The following is a 19437-nucleotide window of genomic DNA, read 5'->3' on the forward strand; positions in this document are numbered from 1 at the left end:
TTGGTTTTTGAATTGGGTATTTCCCGGGTTTTTATTTCGATCAAAGAAACATCATATCAGTATTTGTTGAGGACTATGTTTAACGTCAAAATGATATTGTTGTGAAATATATTGGAGATCGAACCTCGGTGTAAAAACTGGAGAACAAATAGCTACTAAACTTGAAATAAAATAACTGAAGAACAAGAAATAGGAACAAAAAAATGACTAATTTTTACGTAGTTTCTTCCAAGGAAAAAACTCTAATTTCCGAGAAATTTGGAATTGAAACCCACTTCCCCTACTATATGTTTCGTAATTATATGTTTTAATTAATAAATCGTTCTCGTAAACAGATAGTTTATCCTTAGTGCTTTGTAAAACATTAAAACCGACAGTGTATAAAATGGAACTAGAAAATAAATATGTTTTGTTAAAATAGATGTCAGTTGAAAACCCTAATGTTAAAAAGGATGAAAACTTACTCCAACCAAAAACGCTGTGTTGCCAATACATTGAAATATTATCATAAGAGCCGCCTGGATTATAAAAAACTTGACCATTGTGCGGTTTTTTTTTGGTTACTGCGCTTGGCAAATATTTCAAACCAGTTCCAAATAGAAAATGAGAATTGGGGAAATTTAAAAGTGTAGAATCGCTAGTTGAATTTAGATTTTTATAGTACAGTATTTCAAACCTATGATTTATGAGATTGACACTATGTGATGGTCTATTTTGCATATGATACGAATCCGGATAATCAGCGGAATAACCGAGAGTCCGACTGATTATTTTACTTCCTGACTGATCTTCATTATAACCAATTTCAACCAAATCGTTGTTCGCAAATTTAACACCAATATTTAACCCAAGCGTAAATGATTTGGTTGTGAAAAACATTGGAGACCAAACCTCGCAGTATGGATTAGGATAATAATTGGTATTATAATGATTGTTGAAAATTGATTTGGTTTGAGGCTTATCGCTCAAACTTTGACTTACTTTATTCTCAATTTTTGGACGAATATAAAAATTTGGTTGGGCAGTCAACTGCCCAACCAAAAACATTAAAATTGATAATATGAATATTTTCATAAGTTAAAATTAATAGGGAGAATTAATTTTGTCGCCAGTCCAAGATGTACTCAAACCTGCAACTTTTGTTCGAACGTAAAAGTAAAACCCGTTTAAATTACGGACATTTTGATAAAACTTATACGAATTTTGGTGTGTACCCGTGTAATTGAATTCTTGTGAATCAACGGTTTTTATTTTGTCTTCACCACATGGCCTTCTCTGGCACCACCCTTCAGGACCTTTAATTTCTAATTTAACAGTGCCACCAAACCCCGCGATATCGTTAGAATCAAATCCTCCTTTTAGGACGTAGTAAACTCCAAATCTGTTGAAATGCATTTCGGATCGGTACCAAGTACTTCCATCAATATAAATTTTGGGTGAAATTTTATCTCTTCCTCCAATTCCACCACATCCTCTTTCATTAGGGTGAGTTCCATTTTTAAGATGATCAAGAACATCATCAGATATTGAAAAGGTTTTCATATTCCGATTGGTTCGATTTTTTAAAGATTTGTATGCATTTTCTTCCTTTGCTGAAACTGTAAATACACTTTCAGATTCCATATCTACATGAATAAACCAATCTTCAATTTTTATAATTTGATCTGAATTCATAATCGCATCCATAAAAGGATCATTATATTCGCTTATTTTTACCGATTTCCCATAAGATTCAAAATTAATCTCATTGAGGTATGATATTAAATCATCTGTTCCGGAACTACCTAATTCATTCGAAACGATGGAAGTATAATATTCGATACTTTAAAATTCAATACACCTTGTTGAATTGAGAGTCCTGGGTACCTGCTAGAATCAACTATTATTTCTTTTGTACTAGATTTAGTATTTTGCAGGATGAGCTCTTCTTTATAACAACTGAAAATCAAAGGTGTAACTAAAAATAGCGTAAAGTATTTTTTTAAATTTTTCATTACATTTTTTTTGGGTTGCCTTACTTTGGGTTAAGGAGTTTTCAGGTCATATTTTTCTCCGATATGAGTTTTACGTTACCGTATTATGACTTCTTTTTTGTTTATTCACCAAAGGATGGTGGGTCTTAAGTCATTTTTTACAGGTTTGGTATTACTTATATTCGTTAAAAGAAGAGCAGTACTCACACTAAAGTTCAATAAAGCCAATTAACATACATTATGAAAAGCACATTTATTAAGCTGAATGTTTTGGGTTGGTTAGCGCTAATATAACGATTTATTTCCAATCGAATAAAGTTCAAGAGAACTATTAAATTTGGAAAGTAGTCGGGAATAGTAGGTTCTTTTTTAGAATGTTTTTAACAAGAAGTTTGAATACATCTTTACGATTTGAGTAATTTATTCCTTTATATAATTAAGATACCAGTGCACACCAAACTTATCGATAACACAAACCAAACTGGTGTCTATAGTGGTTTCAAAAAAGTCGTATGTCACTTCCCCATCAATTTTTAACTTTTCGAAAACTGATTGATGTTCAGCTCGGTTATCAAAATTTACAGTTATACCAATACCGTTACCGAAAACGACATCTTCCTTTTCAAATCCATCTGAAATGTAAAAATGTACATTTTCTGCTTTAAATTCAGCGTGAGCAATTTTGTTTTTATAGTCTTCTGAAACTTGGTATGGGGTTTCAGAAAATCGTTGTATAAAGGTTGTTTGTCCGTCAAAACAATGTTCATAAAACTTAAGAGCTTCCTCAGATCTACCTTTAATTGTAAAATATGCGACTAATGATTTCATATTTAATTTTTTTACAAAGATGGAAACTTGGTAGTGCGAAAAATTGAATGAACTTGCTATTTTACACTTTTGGACGGTAATATGCCAAATGTTTTGTAATAGGTCCGAGTAAAATGTGCTTGATCAGCAAATCCTCCTGAATAAGACGAGTGTGTAAGGTTTTGCTTATTATAAATTGCTTGAAGGGATTTTATTAGTTTTGCCTGTAATACAAATTCTCTATAGGACATTCCGGTTTCTTGCCTAAAAAGGTGGGAGAATCTATACTTCGATAAATTAATGTAATCGGCAATTTCCTTGAGGGTAGTAGTTTCGCTTTTACGAATAAAATCCATCGATTTTTGAATGCGTGCATCTATGCTGATACTCGCTTTAAAGCCAAATTTTTCAGAAATTTTATCAATTATTTCTTCAGTGATATTTTGATTATTCTTTGTTTGTATAAACCATTGAGACAATGTTTCTCTTATGTATTTTAACTGATCGTCGGTTAAATGTCGATGGGTTTCTAATTTGTTGATTAGTTTCAAGCCTTGTTTTGTATAGGGCGATATGTGGATAAATCCGACGTAATTTTTATTTAGACTTTTAAATTTTCGAGTCGTATGAGGCTGTATAATTATTCCTGAACTGTAAATTGTTTGATGGTTAGTCCAAAACGCGAATTTTCCAGAAAAAGAAACTGCAATTGTAATGGTATGATTGAAGTGCTGGTTCGTTTCTATACTGTCGCCAATATAAATCCCACCAATTTCTGAAAATCCTATTTTTATCTTTTTTCTCATAATTTACGAAGTACAGCTGAAGCCTTTTAGCCCATTAAAGTTAATGATTCAATTGATTTCGAACTTTTTTAAGGTTTAAACACATCCTTTTATTCAATGAGAATTGACCATGTTCTATCCAGGATCTTCGCTTCTGTATTCAAACAAAAAGATTAAGTCATCAGAATTAAAGTGAAGGATTATATAATCAGATTCCCCTGCACCTAATAGATATACCTTTTTTTTATTGTCATTGCTAAAGTGATGAATTTCAAAACGATCCCAAAGAGTTATTTTTTTCTTTAAATTAAAATCCATGTGATATGTTCTTGGTTCTTTTTTGTCACATGCCCAACCATCTCCATCATTCACCACTTTTAAATTGATAGTAGAATCTATTGCAGTTTTTTTTAAATCGTGCAGTTGTCCATCGGTAGAACCATCACAGCGATTATCTTCGTGAAACAAAAAAGTCCAATTATCAATAAAAAAAGGACTTAAATTGAATCCTTTTTTAAGATTTTTTAAAAATTGATTTGATTTTGATGGAGTCGTATCTATAAGATGAACTCCTGTATGAATTGAGGCTTCAAAATCGCTCCTTGCATGACTTAGCATTATGAAACTAATAAGGCCGAGCAACAGAATAATCCGCGATTGATGAACTTTAATCATATTTGAATTAGGGGTTTTTATCGTGCCGAAAATGGAATACAAAATCCGCTTTATAAATATAAAGTATTTTGAATTAAGTTGGATGGATTAAGTAACAATCGATTAATCCTCAACTTGACTGTTTCTGTGGCTAGAACCAACCCGATAATTTAAAAAAATTAATAGCAAAGCTAGGGCAATTGTGCTTAGGCAAAATGCCAAGAAACCGCCATCGATACTAGATCCCAAATTTCCAATAGAAATAATAGCACAAAGTATGAGCAAAATTGCTGAAATATTGAGGGAAGGACTAACCTTATTTTCCTTGTATGAAAATCGAATTAAAGCAGTAATAATTAATGTTATAAAACAAACCCCTCCGAACATAATGACATAAATTAAGAATTCGAAAATGGCCAGTCCATCCAATTGATCAGCATAGGAATAAACGCCAAAGATCAATGCTATAATTGAGAGATAAAATTTTTTCATAAGCCAGCATTTCTTCTACGCCGTAACCATCGTTTTTCATAATAAGAACAAGTTACAAATAGCTATATAGAGTTACTTTGTAAAAGATTAAACGCGTACTAAATGGAAAAGTTGAGTTAAAAAACCTATAACAGCGATAATTATACACAAAGGAACGAACCATTTGGCATCTGCTTTAGCGAACGGGGTGGATTTAATTTTTTTAAATATTCCAACATAATTAAAATCGCCAATTGCTCTTAATATGAATAAGGTAGGTATTGTCCAGTAGCTGAATTTTTGAATAAAGTTTGGAAGAGGAAGTGTGATATCAATAAATCTACTAAGATAGAGCAGTCCAAAAAATCCTAAGCCGAGGGCAACAATCAATGTTGCAAAGTGAGGTATAGCTACAGGTTTGGAGCGATTATTCTTTGTTGGAATTGCACTTGCCAACCCCTTTTTCCCACCAAAGAGCCAATAAAAGTGAATGATACTTAAGACAAAGAAAATTGTGGCTAAAACGGCCGTTAAAATTGAAATCATGTGGAAGTAAGTTGAAAAATTCGCTCGTTTTGTTTTTTGCTCAAAGACGAAGGAGTGATTTTTAAAAGTTGATTGCGTAAATTGGCCAAAAGAGGTTTTTTGGGATGTGCCATTTTTCCTATTGCCCAACTGGTTTTAACTACTTTATGTGCTTTTTCAATTCGCTGGTTTTTATAGGTTGAAAAAGCAGTGTTAATGTTGTATTTATTTAAACATTCAGCAATAACATATGCATCTTCAATTGCCTGACAAGCACCTTGACCAATATTTGGAGTGGTTGCGTGTATGGCATCTCCTATTAAACAAATATTATTTTTAAACCACTTATCAGTTGGAGTTAAATCTGCAATTTCCGCAGTGTTAATCTGCTCTTTATTACTGGATTTAATGATCTCTAATATCAGGGGATGATAATTCGAAAAGGAATCTTCTAATTGACTAAATGAAAATTCATTTGGTGATTTTTCGAATGATTTTAAGGCGTACCAATATACTTTGTTTTTCTCTATTTGAACGAAGCCAAAACGTTCTGAGGTGCCCCAAGCTTCATTTAACTCATGTCTGAATTGCACAGGTAATTCGAAGTCAATTACCCCTCGTAAACAAAGTTGATTTGCTTTACGAATAGGAATGTTCGGATAGATAAACTCTCGGACCTTAGAATTAATTCCATCTGCGCCTAGTGTAACAGACGAATGAATTTGTTTGCCATTTGAAAAATGGAGAAAAGTAGCTTCTTTATCTTCAGTTATAGAAGAGAGTTGATGATTCACATACAGTTCAGTTTTACCTAACCGGTTGAGCAATAATTGTTGCAAAATTCCTCTATGAATTGCAATGTTTTTGGTTTGGTACTTGCGTTCAAAATATGTTAGGTCTATTTTTGAAAGTGGGCGAAGGTTGGGTTTTGTTATTTTTAAAGACGATATCGGATTCCCGTATTTTTCAATTTCTTCTTTAAGACCTAATTTCTGATAGACTTGCATGGCGTTATTCGCCAAAATTATTCCCGCACCTATCGGTTTGATTTCTTCAGCTTGCTCAAAAACTCTTGTATGAATTCCTTTTTTGGACAGCGCAATAGCTGTTGTAAGTCCACCTATACCTGCGCCAATTATATCAATAACCATGAACATTTAATTTTTTAGTACAAACGTACTAAATAAATTGACAACATAGTACAATTGTACTAAAATTTGTATTTTTGTGGTATGAGCGCTACGAAACAGAAAATATTAAAAACTTCTTTGGACTTATTTAATGAAATGGGTATTACAAAAACTTCTTTACGAGGCATTGCTGATAAGGCAGGAATAAGTGTTGGTAATTTACAGTACCATTTCAAAAAGCGCGAAGAAATTGTTGAAGCGTTATATTTTCAGCTGGTTGAGGAGATGAATCATAAATTTATAATTCCTAAAGAAAAACTCTTCACATCTTTTTTAAGCACCTTTGAAAAGGTGATTGAGGGATTTTATGCGTATCGGTTTTTTTTACTTGATTTCGTATCAATTTCAAGAAAGCATCAAAAAATAAAATATCATTATAGGGACCTAACGAAGCAAAGGGAGCAAATAGCCTTAGCGCTATTTGATCAATTGATTAAAGAAGGTTTGTTCAGGCAAGAATTGCTCCATGACGAATATAGAAACGTATACAAACGGATTGAAATATTAAGTAATTTTTGGTTTTCATCCATCCTTATTCAGGAAGATACCATAAAAGAGACTACGATTAAGGACTTTAGTAAGGTGATTCTTCAAAGTGTTTATCCTTATTTAACTGAAAAAGGCAGGGGAGAATTTAGTGCACTTTATCCTAAAAGCATAAAAGAACAAGGTTAAATGATTGATTAATGGGTTGAATAGGTGTTATGATTCAAAACCGTTAGAATTAATTTCTTTTCTGAAAAAATCAGATAAATGATGGGTCCCATATTGAGGTGCCGAATTGTCAATCGCCATGGCAGATAAAAAAAACTCATAAGGTCCGTAGGTCTTAGAACGTGTAAAAGTACGCAACAACCAGATGGTAAATCGTCTTGTCCAATCTGGAAGGTGACTTATTTTGATGGGTTTATTCCAGGCCTCTAATGCCATTGTTGCAATGTCGTTTTGTGAAAGTAAATCGGGTCCACCAACTATAGCCTCTTTAACACCTTCTTCCATTTTATCAACACAAACTTTGGCCAAATCTTTACCGTGAATAGGGTTTAGCTTTAATTCACCCAATCCAAAAAGATATACTCTTCCTTTTTGAGCCATTTTTAAAAAATCTTTCATATCAGAGAAAAAGCCGTTGGGGCGAATAACGACTTCGTTGAGGTTTGCGATTTTTAATTCATCTACAAACTTTTCTTTCGCTTCAAAAATCTTTAAATTTCTTAATTTATCCCCATTAATCGCCGATATATATTGAAACGATTGTACCTTATTCTTCAGCGCGTCTTGCAACAAATTTAAGTTCCCTTGATAATCGACATCCATATAGGTTAACCCTTCTTTTTGTCGTGTGATACCAATGCTTGAAAAAACCCAGTCAATGTCTTTTGTGATTCCATTGATACTCGATTGATTAGTCACTTCACCAATAAACACATCATCACACTGTTTAAACAGGTTGATTTGACTATTTTTCCGAACTAAAACTCTCACCCAATAGCCTCTATTTTTAAGTTCTTTTACAAGATATTGACCCAAATAACCTGTTGCACCTGCCACTAATACTCTTTTCATTTTACTTGTTTTTATGCAAAGTTAGGTTCAACAGCTCTTTTTTTTCTTGACGATAATCAAGAACGTATTTTTTTAATTACCCGGGTTTTAATTCTACTTAATGTTTCGGGTGATACACCTAGGAAAGAAGCAATATATTGCTGAGGAACCCGCTGAAAAAGCTCCTTTTCTTCGTTCAAAAGTTCTACATATCGTTCTAACGGAGATTTTGTTATAAATGAGGCAATTACCTTTTGACTTTTGATTAATTCATTTTCAACGGCAATACGTGCAATGAGCTCTATTTTTGGAAGTTTTTTAGTTAACTGGAGGATTTCGGCTTCTTTAAAAACGATGAGCTCCGTATCTTCTATGGCTTGATAATTTTCAACGGCAGGAACCTTATAGGTAAAACTTTCCCCAGCGCAAATAAATTGTCCTTCTGTATAAAAAAATCCTGTTTTATCATTTCCATCGACATTATAAAATAAACGAACACAACCTTTGCATACAAAATAGATGTCACGTGCAATTTTTCCTGCTTCAAAGATATTCTCTTTTTTGGCATATTTTTTTTTCACTATGGCGTTTTCAAGTAAAGATATTTCTTCATCTTGCAACGTGATATACGGATCTATAGCCATTAATAATTGTTCCATAAAAAAATAAAGATAACGAGATGTGCTGTTATTTTTTCGCTTTTCTAATTTGTATTAATACTTTAATTGGAAGAAGGACGGATTTTTTCACTTCACTCATTTGGTTCAATGATCCTGAGAGATAAACGTCCAATTCGGGACAATAAAACATGAATGAGGCAGTACTTCCAGTATGACCAATAATGTTTAGATTGGGTAAGGTTGGAAATAATTCTTTTAAGTTGATCTTGCGTAAACCGAAGCCGTAATACATGCCTTTGGTTTCTGGTATCCAAGTTTGCATTTTTAAGAAAGTTTCGGGTCGTATCAGTTGTCCATTATGTAAAGCAGTCTGAAATTTATTTAAGTCAGTTGATGTCGTGGCCAATCCACCGCCGGCCCAGTCAAGGCTGAGGCTGGTATAGGTAGATATTTCAATATTTTCGGCATATAATTCTGCTAAATTCGCATTGTTATTGATTGAATTTGACCGTAAATGGAGGTGCGTATATTTCATCGATAATGGCCTAAAAAAGTTTCGATCGTAAAATTCGGAAAGTGTTAATCCACTTATTTTTTCAATAATTAACCCTAACAAAATGTATTCTGTGTCACTGTAGTGGTAAGAAGCACCAGGTTTAAAGTTAGGCTCCATTTTTTCTTTGGATAAATTAATCATATCATTCGGTGACCAAAATTTGGCAGTATCACTAAACAAAAGTTCGCTTGCATTTGGACTGTCATCTTTTGTTACATCTTCGTAATAATCTGGAATGCCAGATGTATGTTGTAATAGCTGCGCAATGGTAATGTCATGCGAATATTCTGTGTCTCCTAAAATATGCAAACCGTTTAGGGTACTATCAGGGAGGTAAGCCGAAATTTTGTCGTCAAAATGTAATTCATTTTGATCGTACAGAATAGCAATTGCAGTTGCGGTGAATGTTTTACCAATGCTGGCCGAATGAAAAGTAGTATTCTCATCCAGAACATCACCATTACGATAAGTACCCTTTACAAAGTTCCAGTCGATGTTATTGGAAGGAGAATAGACAGCTAAAAAGGCATTATGAATGCTTTTATTTTTAAGCTCTTTAATTAACAGTTTTTCAACGCGATATTTTGTCTTGTTATAATCCTGTGCTTGACCATAAAATACAAGTACGAGTGCGATTAAGAGTGTATTTATATTTTTCATCGTTCTTTTGTTAAATTATTGGATGTTTAATAATGCAGAAATAATAATGATATCCTGCAAAAAGTGAATGAGCCATGCCCAAAAGACACCTTTCGTTTCCAGTATAGATTTTGCGAGAAACCAGCCTAAAAATCCCGCAAAAATCACCCCAAAAACACCTCCTGGATTTCCCCAATAATGAACAAATCCAAAAATAAAACCGGAGATAAGTGCGATGTATTTATCACCAAGCAAAGATTGAAGTACAACAACTACCCCAAACCGTGTAATCATTTCTTCGACAAAGGCGTTTGAAAGAGCAAAAATCAAACTTAGAGGAAGGAGTTTCAAAAAGTGATTATAATTAAAGTTGCTCGGTTGAATAAGTTGAAAATAAACCAAGGCTGCGGTGACCATTGAGATAATAAAAGCAAAATTTCTTCCCAAATTTTTCCAATTTTCATGAGGCTTAGGTCGTATTCCCACAATCGGAACGGGTTTAATAGGAGCATCTGTCATCCCTTTTCGGAAATAGGTAAGAAACATATCTTTTTTAATGACATATAAGAAGAGAAGGAATATTCCTGTTAGCAAAACACTAGAGCATTGATAAATAATTTGATGATTCAATGGTTTAGATAAATTTTTAAATAGTATCACATTTTGAAAGTAATCACCCATTAAAACAAGTCCAATTGTGAGAGAAACAATTAAAAATAATAAAAGTATCTCCTTATAGCTTATTCCTTGATTGGTCATCGCTTGTATCGTTTTTTATGTTAAAACTTTATCCCGAAATAAAGGTTTGGCTCTAATAAAAAGTAGTTGCGCCATTTTTGGTCTAATTGATTAAAGGCTGCTGGCGTATTGGTGTCAAAAACCCAGAACTGTGAATGAACCTGAGGCTGTAAAAAGAATTGTTTTTTCTTTCCAAAATCAAAATGATAACCAATATGAAAAGAGTTATACAACTTAAACCCATTGCCAACCTTGATTTTATTTTCGTCCAAATACGTTTTAAATTGAGGCAGGACTTCAACAGTCGCAAATAAACCTTTATAAATCATCCGCTGATAGGAGATACCGAGGCCAATTTCTCTTAAGTGACCAGGATAAAACTCGCTTTTTGTTTCAATTTTATCCAATAATCCATCCCACCATGTAATACCCATAGGCTGAAATAAGCGCCAGGTGGCAAATTTTAATCCAACAATATTTTTTTGATCTAAATTTCGTTTTATATGAAATTCAAAATGTTGGGTATGGGTTCTATCATTCCAGGATTTTGTTGCCAGTTGAGGTAAAATAATTAACGGCATACTGACACTATATTTTTGGTGGGTTGGAGGTGTATTTTGTGTTGAATTTTCTTGACTTATTCCACCAAAAACAGATATGACAACCATTATTGTCGCAATTTGCTTACCTATGGATAAGCGGTTTCTTGAATTTTTCATTTTTTCAATTTTGTACAATCAATTTTTAACGGCACAAAGATGAGAGGATTGACTGCTAGAATCGTCCTAAAAAATAATTCAGCACCTTTTTAAGAATACAGGACGTAAGCCAATTAAAACTTAGGACTATTGTTTTTTAACCAGGCACGCGGAGTTGTACCCTCTGTTTTTTTGAAGAATGCGTTAAAGACAGATTTGGAATTAAAACCACTTTCATAGGCTAGTGCCAATAAAGTTAAATGGTTATTGGAAGGATCAACAGCCTTTTTTTTGAACGATTCTAAGCGATATGAATTTATAAGTTCATTAAAATTTTTACCTAAATATTCGTTAAGAAGCCAAGACAATTTATTGGGATGAATTTGAAGGTGTTCTGCTAATTTTTTTAATGATAAATTTGCATCCAAAAACAAGTTTTCTCGCAAAAGTAGTTGCTTTAACTTTTCGAGGTAGTCCTGTGCCTCCTGTTCTGCAATTAAAGGTTTTATTGAATTTTTGTTTTCTTTCAGATTCAATTCGCTATTTGGAAGTCGTTGGGAATTAAAAACAGCGTTAATCAATTCGTTAAATTTTCTGTTTTGATGCAGTGGAGTTAAAAAAGGGTCACTTTTAAAATTAATAAATTGACCACCTTTAATTTTTATTCCCTGTTCCAAAATTTTAAAGGCCTCATGGTGTTTTCCGCAGTATACGTTTAGGTATAAATCCCAAGGAATTAGGTTGGAAGAAAAACTAGGTTTGGTTTGACTAAGCGTTTCGATTGGAAAGTCAATTTCTGGATAAATAGCTTTAAAAAGTAACAAGCATTTTTTTGGTTCTTCAGCGGTAGGATGTTTTTTCAAAAAAGGCAACAATTTGTCAATCGATTTGAGGTGAATGTAACAAAGCGCTATCATTTCAATTGATAATGCAAATTGAGGATCCAGTTCTAAGCTAGTTTCGAAATAAGCGATGGCCTTTTTGTACTGTTTAGAAAGGTAATGAATTGTGCCAGCTGTATAATGATGATTAGGACTTAGCGGGTTAAGGGAGAGAATGTTTTCGGTATGCTCGAGAGCTCGTTGCAAATCTCCTGTGGCGATAAATAATTCTGCTAGAGCTTCTTCCGCATCCGTAAAAGAGGGGTTAAGTTTAACAGCTTTGGATAAATATTCATATCCTGATTTAAAATCCCAATGCCCCCATAAACTCACTGTGCCACGAGCAAAATAACCAAGGTAAACATCACTGTTAATTTGGAGTCCTTTACTTAACATTATGCCCGCCGCACGAATTCCTTCATCAAAAGGCATAAATCCCCATGAAGCATTTATACCATAGGTGAGTGCGGCTCCAAAATAAGGCAATGCAAATGTAGGGTCAACTTGAGTGCTTTCTTCATAATAACGGACACCTTTTCGTAAATCTTCGGGATTCCATTTAAGGTGATGATGACGCGCCTTCAGGTAGAGATTGTAAGCTAATAGATTATTTGTTGGCGCCACAATTAGATGGTCTTGAATAATAAAATGGCCGAAATTCTCACGAATTTGATCCGCGATTAAAAGACTGATTTCATCTTGCAAGACAAAAACATCTTCCAATTCACGATCAAAATTTTTAGACCAATAATGTGTTCCATCATCTGCTTTAACCAATTGAGCAGTAATTCTAATTTTATTTTTGGATTTTCGAATACTACCTTCCAAAATTGTACTTACACCCAATTGCTCGCCAATTTTTCGTACGTCAATATTTTTATCCTTAAAGGAAAAGGAAGATGTCCGAGCAATGACTTTTAGTCCCTTTATAGTCGTGAGTGCATTGATGAGTTCTTCCGTAAATCCATCAGCAAAATAATCGTCCTCTTTATTTTCATTGAAGTTAACAAAAGGGAGTACAGCAATCGATTTTTGATTGCGATGTTTTTCATTGTCTTTACTTGAGGACATTCTTAAGTATTAAGCTGGTGGTTTGCGCCCTAATTTAATGAAAATCTAGGTTTTTGTCTGAATTTCAGTGTTGTTTAGGTACAATGAACGTTGCACATGTTCGACTTATTGGTTCACATTACATCCTTTATTTACTTGTATTTAATGTTTAATGCTTCGCAAACATCTTTTAGGTAAATAGACTTTAATTCCCCATTAATTAATCCAATAGCCACTCCATTTTCGAAATTAGAGATTTTATCAAAGGTTAAAGGATACTGATCACCCTCTTCATTTATGAGGACAGCTGTGTTAATGTCATCATATTTTATAAATAAGCCTTCGTAAATGGGTTCAATGATGAATTTATTTTCACATGGAAAAATTGTTTTTCCTTTTTTATCAATTAACCCAAATTGATAATTTTGTTCAGTTATTGCATAACCGTTTTCGAATTCCCAAACGTCATCATAATTTACTTTGAACAATGTTTTTCCCGACTGATTTATGATATGCCATTCTCCCTCGGTAAATAGAGGGCAAAGTCCTTCTGAGAATCCACGTTGAAAATGATCTAAGGACTCGTATCTAAAGACCCTGTCAAAGGCGCGCTGGCCCTTGTAATTGATAAACCAAATATCAAATCGGTCCGTTACTTTTGCTAAACCTTCTTTAAAATCGTCAGACCAATAATAGGAATTATGGAAAGGATTTTTGCCCGTTGAATCAATATAAAAATGATGATCAGAAATAATGGAAACTAGTCCTTCTGCATTTCCTCCAAATTGGCCGTCATATGTCGCGACAATAGCTCCAGTTTTTAGATCAATAAAAGTACATTTTTCTAACCTAACATCTCTAACAGCCCAGTGCTTAGTGAGGTAAATAGAACCGTCTTCCACAGGAATTATAGTTTTTCCATTCTTATCGATAAGTCCATTTTTTTTAGCAAAGTCTGACCATTTATTGGGTGAAACTTGGAGATATTCACCAGATAAATCATGTGAAATATTTTGATAACTCGGATCAATGCTTACAATTTGCTCTCCGTTAGTATCAATAAGAAACGAGCGAATACCTCCATCAACCATTTTTTTCACAAGTGCCGTTCCGTTTGACCTAAAATCACCTGCGTAATGATAAGTTTGATTGAATAGAGGAGCTCCACTCGTGTCTACATAGTAAACACTATTTTCACAATGAACAGCTAAAATACCATTGTTTAAGGTACCAAATTCTTTAATGTCATCAGTACTAAATGAGTATTCTGTAAAGTTTGATTGGTTAGATGGAGCACTAATTTCATGATCCATTTGATTGGACGAATTACAGGAAACGCAAACTGAGCAAAAAATGATTGACATTAAAAATTTAAACGATTTTGTGTAGTTTATTGTCATAATTTAGGTTATCCGCTTGAAAACTTAAAAATAGAAAAATGAAATAATTTTAAAGGAATGTTGAATGAGTAATTTCGAGGTTAAATCAAATGAATCAACCAAAAAAGTGACAAAATTAAACTGAAAATCGATGAAGTGTGAGCGTAATTTCGCAAAAGATTAACTTTAACGAATTATTGAGTAGCGTTAATTACTGACTGAAGCGTCAAGCTGCATTAAAAGTGCTGAAAAAAAGGTGTGTTTTATCTAATATGACTATTCATCACTGAAATTGACTTTACTAAAATGCGTTAAATGACAAAAAATAAAACATATTTTAATTGGAGTAGTGGGAAAGACTCTGCCTTAGCGCTACATTATCTCCTGAAAGATAATTCATATCATGTAACGTGTTTATTAACTTCAATTAATAAGCATTTTGACCGTGTAAGTATGCATGGTCTAAAGCGCGAATTACTGGAAAAACAAGTTGAAGCAATTGGCATTAATGGAGATTTAATTGAACTGCCAGCGCATCCGAGTAATGAGGAATATGAAAAAATAATGAAGAATAAGGTCAATCAATTAAAAGAGGCGGGCTTTCTTAACACTGCTTTTGGAGATATTTATTTGGAGGACCTTAGAGCTTATCGTGAGCAGCAATTAGCTCCTTTTGGAATCACTTCAGTATTTCCATTGTGGAAAAGAGATACAAAGACATTAATTCAGGAATTTATTGACCTGGGGTTTAAAGCAATAACTGTATCAATCAACGCTGAGGTATTGGATAAGTCTTTTTTGGGGAGAGAAATTGATCAAGATTTTATCAACGAACTGCCGGATGGGGTTGATCCTTGCGGTGAGAATGGAGAATATCATACTTTTTGTTTTGACGGTCCTATTTTTAAATATCCTGTTAAATTCGAAAAAGGAGCAAAAGTGTATAGAGAATATGAACATGGTAATGCAAAGAATGGGTTTTGGTTTTGTGATTTAATTCCCCAATAAACTATCAATCACAATTGGGCGAAATTATTGTTGTTAATACTTGGTCAGTGGTTTTTATTTGGTTGATTATGCTTGATCTAAAACCAATGGCAAATAATACCTCAAGAAAAAGGTTTATTAGTTTCAGTGTTTGGCTCTAATTCTTCAAAAACTATACGATTAATTACTTAAGATAAAAAGTGTTGTTTGTACACACCGCCAACACTAATCATAAATTATAAAGTTTGATGCTTTACCAAACTCAACTTTCTCACCATTTTTAATTCAAAATTTGCAAGTAAACAAACGATAAATAGTTCAGATATTATATAAATCCATCCCCAAAATAATATTTGATGATAATGGTATATCGTAAATAAGAGTGATACAAAACAATAGCATAAATTTGCAATGGCAATGATTTTTAAACGGTTTCTCGTGAAATTATCTTTTTTAAGAAACGCATAACAATCATAAATTGCATAAAAAACAGGTATAGCGGCAAGTATGTATAATGTTCCAGGTGGAATACCAAAATATGCCTTAAACTCCACCAAAAGAACCCCCAATAAAAAAGCGGAAATTAAAGCACCTAATGCGTCAATTAGGAATAATTTTTTTGCGCTAGGCTGCATTAAATTCTAAAATTGTTAAAAATTAAATTCCTTGAATTATTCATTTATTCCCCTAAATTAATCAAAATGGTTTTTTGCGTATACAATTTATTATCCCAACTTGCTAATTCGAACTAAAATGATTCTCCAAAACTAATATAGAAACCATTTTCTCCATGCCGCCCAATGGCATAGTCAAATCTAAGATTAGTCCCTTCATTTTTGTCCACGATAAAGCGAAGACCTACCCCAAGATTAGGCTTAATATTTTTTTCGTTTATCTGATTAAAAGAATCGTAAACTAATGCTGTTCCACCAAATCCTGCTAAAGATATTCTCCAAAAACAGGGACTGCGATATTCCATTTGTAAATTAGTAAGGTGGTTAGTTCTAAACCTTCCAAAACGATAACCACGCAAAATTTTATCGCCGCCTATCGTTGCTAAATCAAAAAAAGGGGCTTTGCCAAAAACAGAATAGTGTAAAAATCTGACCGCAAAAACGCTTGATTTATTATTTAGCGGTAGGTATTTACGTGCGTCAAATTCGAATTGAGAATAATAGCGATCACTCCAATTGTGGTTGTTCATTACCGTTATATAATGCCCTTTAGTTGGTGTTAAAATATTGTTTCTATTATCCCTCACAATTCTAATTAATCCACCGAAAAAATGGTTGGATACCAGAGTAGGAATTTTAGATTCTTTAATTTGAAATTGAGCAAATCTAGGACCAATGCCCAAGTATAGTTTTGATCCAATTTTTTTCCAGACTTCTCCAATAAATTGCAGGCGAACACTTTCAAACCCTACTTTATCATTCACTGAACTGTAGGGACCTATGCCATAAAAAACATCTGGATAATCTGAAAAATGAATTTTGCCTTTCGTAAACCAATTTTCCTCACGAAAAAAATAATTCCATTCCGTTTCTAAAATGAGTTGATTGTTCCATGTATAATTGACCTCAAATTTTGTATTTGAAGTTCGTGTAATCGTATCTTCATATAAATCTAGGGTTAAGAGTGCAACCGCTCCAATATAAGTGCTTGTTTCCGGTGAATACCCAAATGCCGGTAAGGGTAAAACTTTTACTTTTTTGATTGGAGTGTGTAACGAATCCTGACTATAACATGCGAGTGAGAATATTCCTAAGAATAAAGATGCCAACGTTTCCCGAAAAATCATTCCGCGAAAATAATTGGAGACCAAAAGAAAATAACAGCCTCCTTATTATGAAAAAGTTAATTCTGCGTTAGAACCACTAAATCATTACTCCTTTTTTTTCCAAAATAGGTACTGACTTCATATTGTCATCAAGAATAGTTTCTGGTAAAAAAATGAATTTTTTATCAAAAACTTGATCATTTTGAGAAAAACTAACCCAATATTCGTTGTTTATTCCAAAAACATCCTCAATAATCGGTTCAATTTTAGCGTATGAATTGCCTTCTACATCACCAATAAAATGGCGTAAAACGGATGTCTTTATCTGAACACCGGTTTCTTTATTCTCGCCATACCCTTTTGATGAAACTAAAACATTTCGCAATGTTTCTCCCTTCAAATTAATTAAGTAAACATTATAAACCTCTTGGGTTTTTTCCTCATTCAATTCCTTTATAACGGCTACCGAAACGCCCTCAACTTTAGGTATATCTATGTCTTTTCGCATATCAAAATGCAAATTTACGGAAATTGATGGTATTTGATTTTATTAATTGAATTATATTGTTCTGTCAAACATGAAAGAATTAGCAAATAAAGTAGGTCCAGTTGAGATTATCAAAAAATGGGGATTTATTGTGGCACTCTTGGGTTGGTTTTTGTATTTAGTTCTTCCGCAAGGACCAGGTATTACATTTGATTCAGTATCGTTTCTACAAATTTCTCATCATCTTATAGCTGACGGAAATTACTTGCACACCGGTCAAAACGGGTTGGAATTTGCTTCGGAACGATTTCCGCTTTACATCTGGTTAATAGCGCCATTTGCCAAGCATAAAATCGCTTTAATTTTCATCCAAACGATACTTTTTTTAGGTAGTTTATTAGCGTTAAATCGTTTGATTAGACAATACCATGGCTCTGTCTTTTTTCTATTGTTTTTTGGATGCTATGTTTTCTTAGCGAATTATTACTCCTTATGGACAGAAGGACTTTATGGATTGCTTTTACTTTCGATTATAGGCTTAATAAGTAACGCACCACTAAAAAAAAACTTGCGACTTCTTTTGCTTTTTATGGTGCTCTTGTGTCTTACCCGTTTAGTTGGTGTTGTTGTTGGCATCGCCTTAGGACTTGCCTATATCTTAAAAAAAAACAACCGTACCGCCTTACTCATATTTCTGAGTTTTTTCTTGAGTGTATTGGTTTACGTACTATACAGTAAATTTTTTCATGAATCGCAAGCACGGTTTATTCATTATAATCCCATCACTGCGCAGAACTGGGTGTCAATGCCAACGGAAATAGGTAACTTTATTCTCCCAGTTCAAATTAATGCAACAGTAAGACTTTTTGCAGGTTGCATACTTAGTTTATTGCCATTCATTTACCTCCTTGCAAAAACCATAAAGCGCAAAACTATTCATGTCATAGATTGGTTTTTATGCCTTCATTTTTACGGTTATATTGCTTTCATTTGGATTTGTATTGCTTTTATTGACGCCTGTATTCCTGTGGAGTTCAGAACACTCTTCCCCCTCTATATAAACCTTTTAGTTTTCTTTATAGTGGCCTCAAAAAGTAAAATCTTTCACTGGAAAAAAGCGTCAAAATTAAAATTCCTATTCCCCGTTTTAGTTACATTATTATTTGCTTTTAATGCTACTTATTTATACCAATTTAGTAAGGTTGGTACGGGTTATAATTCAGCCTCTTGGGACGAATTTTCGTTTACTTCTGAAATTGAAAAAATAGAGGCAGATATCATTTATACAAATGATCAAGCAGCAGTAAATTACTATTCTAACTATAAAAAACAGGTAAAATTACTCAACGAAAAATATAACCTCCATTCCTTAATTGTCAACTCCAATTATAAGACGATGCATGACGAAATGATACGGCACATCCAAAAAACTCCCGGTTTAAAAATTATTTGGGTTCGCAATGGAATAACTGCTGATATTTACCCGTCGTATGAAGAGCTAAAGAATGATAAGCGCTTAAATGTACTTTATGATGATTGGTTGTGTCTTATTTTAGAGGGAAATTATTAGAAGCCGGGAACCTGCTTTCACTACTCAATCTTTTTTCGAAATCTAAAAAAGGATTTCAAACATGCCGTTCAATCAGGGCTATGGCTAACTAACGCTCTATAC

At 33.4% G+C, this 19437-nt stretch carries 21 protein-coding genes; 3 read left to right on the forward strand and 18 right to left on the reverse strand.

The window, feature by feature from the left end; translation table 11 throughout:
* Positions 1-207 precede the first annotated feature (207 nt).
* From A8143_RS10465 to A8143_RS10500, 8 genes are all read right to left on the reverse strand, one after another.
* The gene (locus tag A8143_RS10465; RefSeq protein WP_066758797.1) at positions 208-1074 is read right to left on the reverse strand and encodes a hypothetical protein; all 867 of its coding nucleotides are present in this window, start codon (positions 1072-1074) and stop codon (positions 208-210) included.
* A gap of 9 nt (positions 1075-1083) precedes the next feature.
* Complete coding sequence (locus A8143_RS10470; RefSeq protein ID WP_139134333.1) at positions 1084-1686, reverse strand: hypothetical protein; 603 nt, start codon at positions 1684-1686, stop codon at positions 1084-1086.
* 707 nt (positions 1687-2393) lie between these two features.
* Positions 2394-2801: a VOC family protein gene (locus tag A8143_RS10475; protein WP_066758801.1), complete on the reverse strand. Its 408-nt coding sequence runs from the start codon at positions 2799-2801 to the stop codon at positions 2394-2396.
* A 56-nt stretch (positions 2802-2857) separates the two neighbouring features.
* A complete protein-coding gene (locus tag A8143_RS10480) occupies positions 2858-3586 on the reverse strand; it encodes a helix-turn-helix transcriptional regulator (RefSeq protein ID WP_066758803.1) in 729 nt (242 codons plus the stop codon).
* Between the two features lie 114 nt (positions 3587-3700).
* On the reverse strand, positions 3701-4183 hold the full coding sequence (locus A8143_RS10485) for a hypothetical protein (protein ID WP_070138049.1): 483 nt from the start codon (positions 4181-4183) through the stop codon (positions 3701-3703).
* Positions 4184-4342: 159 nt separating this feature from the next.
* On the reverse strand, positions 4343-4711 hold the full coding sequence (locus A8143_RS10490) for a hypothetical protein (protein ID WP_066758807.1): 369 nt from the start codon (positions 4709-4711) through the stop codon (positions 4343-4345).
* Positions 4712-4798: 87 nt separating this feature from the next.
* Positions 4799-5236 (reverse strand): DUF3995 domain-containing protein, encoded by a 438-nt coding sequence (locus A8143_RS10495; protein ID WP_066758809.1) that lies wholly within the window; start codon positions 5234-5236, stop codon positions 4799-4801.
* Complete coding sequence (locus A8143_RS10500; protein ID WP_066758811.1) at positions 5233-6366, reverse strand: FAD-dependent monooxygenase; 1134 nt, start codon at positions 6364-6366, stop codon at positions 5233-5235. Before A8143_RS10500 ends, A8143_RS10495 begins: the two co-directional genes overlap by 4 nt.
* Before the next feature lie 81 nt (positions 6367-6447).
* Here A8143_RS10500 and A8143_RS10505 point away from each other — a divergent pair, with 81 nt between their 5' ends.
* Positions 6448-7080: a TetR/AcrR family transcriptional regulator gene (locus A8143_RS10505; protein WP_066758813.1), complete on the forward strand. Its 633-nt coding sequence runs from the start codon at positions 6448-6450 to the stop codon at positions 7078-7080.
* 27 nt (positions 7081-7107) lie between these two features.
* On the opposite strand, the gene A8143_RS10510 is transcribed toward A8143_RS10505, so the two are convergent.
* From A8143_RS10510 to A8143_RS10540, 7 genes are all read right to left on the reverse strand, one after another.
* Complete coding sequence (locus A8143_RS10510; RefSeq protein ID WP_066758818.1) at positions 7108-7971, reverse strand: SDR family oxidoreductase; 864 nt, start codon at positions 7969-7971, stop codon at positions 7108-7110.
* Positions 7972-8027: 56 nt separating this feature from the next.
* Positions 8028-8609, reverse strand: a complete 582-nt coding sequence (locus tag A8143_RS10515) for a Crp/Fnr family transcriptional regulator (protein WP_066758820.1) — start codon at positions 8607-8609, stop codon at positions 8028-8030.
* A gap of 28 nt (positions 8610-8637) precedes the next feature.
* Positions 8638-9786 carry a serine hydrolase domain-containing protein gene (locus A8143_RS10520; protein ID WP_066758823.1) on the reverse strand — a complete coding sequence of 383 codons (1149 nt, stop codon included), beginning with the start codon at positions 9784-9786 and terminating at the stop codon, positions 8638-8640.
* A 15-nt stretch (positions 9787-9801) separates the two neighbouring features.
* On the reverse strand, positions 9802-10524 hold the full coding sequence (locus A8143_RS10525; RefSeq protein WP_066758829.1) for a CPBP family intramembrane glutamic endopeptidase: 723 nt from the start codon (positions 10522-10524) through the stop codon (positions 9802-9804).
* 20 nt (positions 10525-10544) lie between these two features.
* Positions 10545-11222 carry a hypothetical protein gene (locus A8143_RS10530; protein ID WP_217494804.1) on the reverse strand — a complete coding sequence of 226 codons (678 nt, stop codon included), beginning with the start codon at positions 11220-11222 and terminating at the stop codon, positions 10545-10547.
* Positions 11223-11335: 113 nt separating this feature from the next.
* Entirely contained in the window at positions 11336-13153 is a 1818-nt protein-coding gene (locus A8143_RS10535) for a helix-turn-helix domain-containing protein (RefSeq protein WP_066758830.1), read from the reverse strand.
* A gap of 131 nt (positions 13154-13284) precedes the next feature.
* Positions 13285-14496, reverse strand: a complete 1212-nt coding sequence (locus A8143_RS10540) for a WG repeat-containing protein (protein ID WP_175437530.1) — start codon at positions 14494-14496, stop codon at positions 13285-13287.
* 330 nt (positions 14497-14826) lie between these two features.
* Here A8143_RS10540 and A8143_RS10545 point away from each other — a divergent pair, with 330 nt between their 5' ends.
* Positions 14827-15519, forward strand: a complete 693-nt coding sequence (locus A8143_RS10545) for a Dph6-related ATP pyrophosphatase (protein WP_066758836.1) — start codon at positions 14827-14829, stop codon at positions 15517-15519.
* A gap of 215 nt (positions 15520-15734) precedes the next feature.
* Here the strand turns inward: A8143_RS10545 and A8143_RS10550 are convergent, their stop codons facing one another.
* The 3 genes from A8143_RS10550 to A8143_RS10560 form a co-directional block, all read right to left on the reverse strand.
* Complete coding sequence (locus A8143_RS10550; protein WP_066758838.1) at positions 15735-16133, reverse strand: hypothetical protein; 399 nt, start codon at positions 16131-16133, stop codon at positions 15735-15737.
* A gap of 113 nt (positions 16134-16246) precedes the next feature.
* A complete protein-coding gene (locus A8143_RS10555) occupies positions 16247-17299 on the reverse strand; it encodes a BamA/TamA family outer membrane protein (RefSeq protein ID WP_066758840.1) in 1053 nt (350 codons plus the stop codon).
* A 76-nt stretch (positions 17300-17375) separates the two neighbouring features.
* Positions 17376-17786 (reverse strand): hypothetical protein, encoded by a 411-nt coding sequence (locus A8143_RS10560; protein WP_066758842.1) that lies wholly within the window; start codon positions 17784-17786, stop codon positions 17376-17378.
* Positions 17787-17856: 70 nt separating this feature from the next.
* Between A8143_RS10560 and A8143_RS10565 the strand changes: the two genes are divergently transcribed.
* Positions 17857-19335 (forward strand): hypothetical protein, encoded by a 1479-nt coding sequence (locus A8143_RS10565; RefSeq protein ID WP_066758843.1) that lies wholly within the window; start codon positions 17857-17859, stop codon positions 19333-19335.
* The last annotated feature ends 102 nt before the right edge of the window (positions 19336-19437 follow it).

This window comes from Crocinitomix algicola (genome assembly GCF_001661595.2).
GTDB classification, from domain to species: Bacteria; Bacteroidota; Bacteroidia; order Flavobacteriales_D; family Crocinitomicaceae; genus Crocinitomix; species Crocinitomix algicola.

Coding starts and splice junctions, on each gene's coding strand:
- A8143_RS10500 (WP_066758811.1), bottom strand. CDS start 6,366: ATGGTTATTGATATAATTGGCGCAGGTATAGGTGGACTTACAACAGCT.
- A8143_RS10505 (WP_066758813.1), top strand. CDS start 6,448: ATGAGCGCTACGAAACAGAAAATATTAAAAACTTCTTTGGACTTATTT.
- A8143_RS10535 (WP_066758830.1), bottom strand. CDS start 13,153: ATGTCCTCAAGTAAAGACAATGAAAAACATCGCAATCAAAAATCGATT.
- A8143_RS10465 (WP_066758797.1), bottom strand. CDS start 1,074: ATGAAAATATTCATATTATCAATTTTAATGTTTTTGGTTGGGCAGTTG.
- A8143_RS10555 (WP_066758840.1), bottom strand. CDS start 17,299: ATGATTTTTCGGGAAACGTTGGCATCTTTATTCTTAGGAATATTCTCA.
- A8143_RS10550 (WP_066758838.1), bottom strand. CDS start 16,133: ATGCAGCCTAGCGCAAAAAAATTATTCCTAATTGACGCATTAGGTGCT.
- A8143_RS10475 (WP_066758801.1), bottom strand. CDS start 2,801: ATGAAATCATTAGTCGCATATTTTACAATTAAAGGTAGATCTGAGGAA.
- A8143_RS10540 (WP_175437530.1), bottom strand. CDS start 14,496: ATGTCAATCATTTTTTGCTCAGTTTGCGTTTCCTGTAATTCGTCCAAT.
- A8143_RS10525 (WP_066758829.1), bottom strand. CDS start 10,524: ATGACCAATCAAGGAATAAGCTATAAGGAGATACTTTTATTATTTTTA.
- A8143_RS10520 (WP_066758823.1), bottom strand. CDS start 9,786: ATGAAAAATATAAATACACTCTTAATCGCACTCGTACTTGTATTTTAT.
- A8143_RS10490 (WP_066758807.1), bottom strand. CDS start 4,711: ATGAAAAAATTTTATCTCTCAATTATAGCATTGATCTTTGGCGTTTAT.
- A8143_RS10480 (WP_066758803.1), bottom strand. CDS start 3,586: ATGAGAAAAAAGATAAAAATAGGATTTTCAGAAATTGGTGGGATTTAT.
- A8143_RS10510 (WP_066758818.1), bottom strand. CDS start 7,971: ATGAAAAGAGTATTAGTGGCAGGTGCAACAGGTTATTTGGGTCAATAT.
- A8143_RS10530 (WP_217494804.1), bottom strand. CDS start 11,222: ATGAAAAATTCAAGAAACCGCTTATCCATAGGTAAGCAAATTGCGACA.
- A8143_RS10470 (WP_139134333.1), bottom strand. CDS start 1,686: ATGGATGCGATTATGAATTCAGATCAAATTATAAAAATTGAAGATTGG.
- A8143_RS10545 (WP_066758836.1), top strand. CDS start 14,827: ATGACAAAAAATAAAACATATTTTAATTGGAGTAGTGGGAAAGACTCT.
- A8143_RS10495 (WP_066758809.1), bottom strand. CDS start 5,236: ATGATTTCAATTTTAACGGCCGTTTTAGCCACAATTTTCTTTGTCTTA.
- A8143_RS10485 (WP_070138049.1), bottom strand. CDS start 4,183: ATGCTAAGTCATGCAAGGAGCGATTTTGAAGCCTCAATTCATACAGGA.
- A8143_RS10560 (WP_066758842.1), bottom strand. CDS start 17,786: ATGCGAAAAGACATAGATATACCTAAAGTTGAGGGCGTTTCGGTAGCC.
- A8143_RS10565 (WP_066758843.1), top strand. CDS start 17,857: ATGAAAGAATTAGCAAATAAAGTAGGTCCAGTTGAGATTATCAAAAAA.
- A8143_RS10515 (WP_066758820.1), bottom strand. CDS start 8,609: ATGGAACAATTATTAATGGCTATAGATCCGTATATCACGTTGCAAGAT.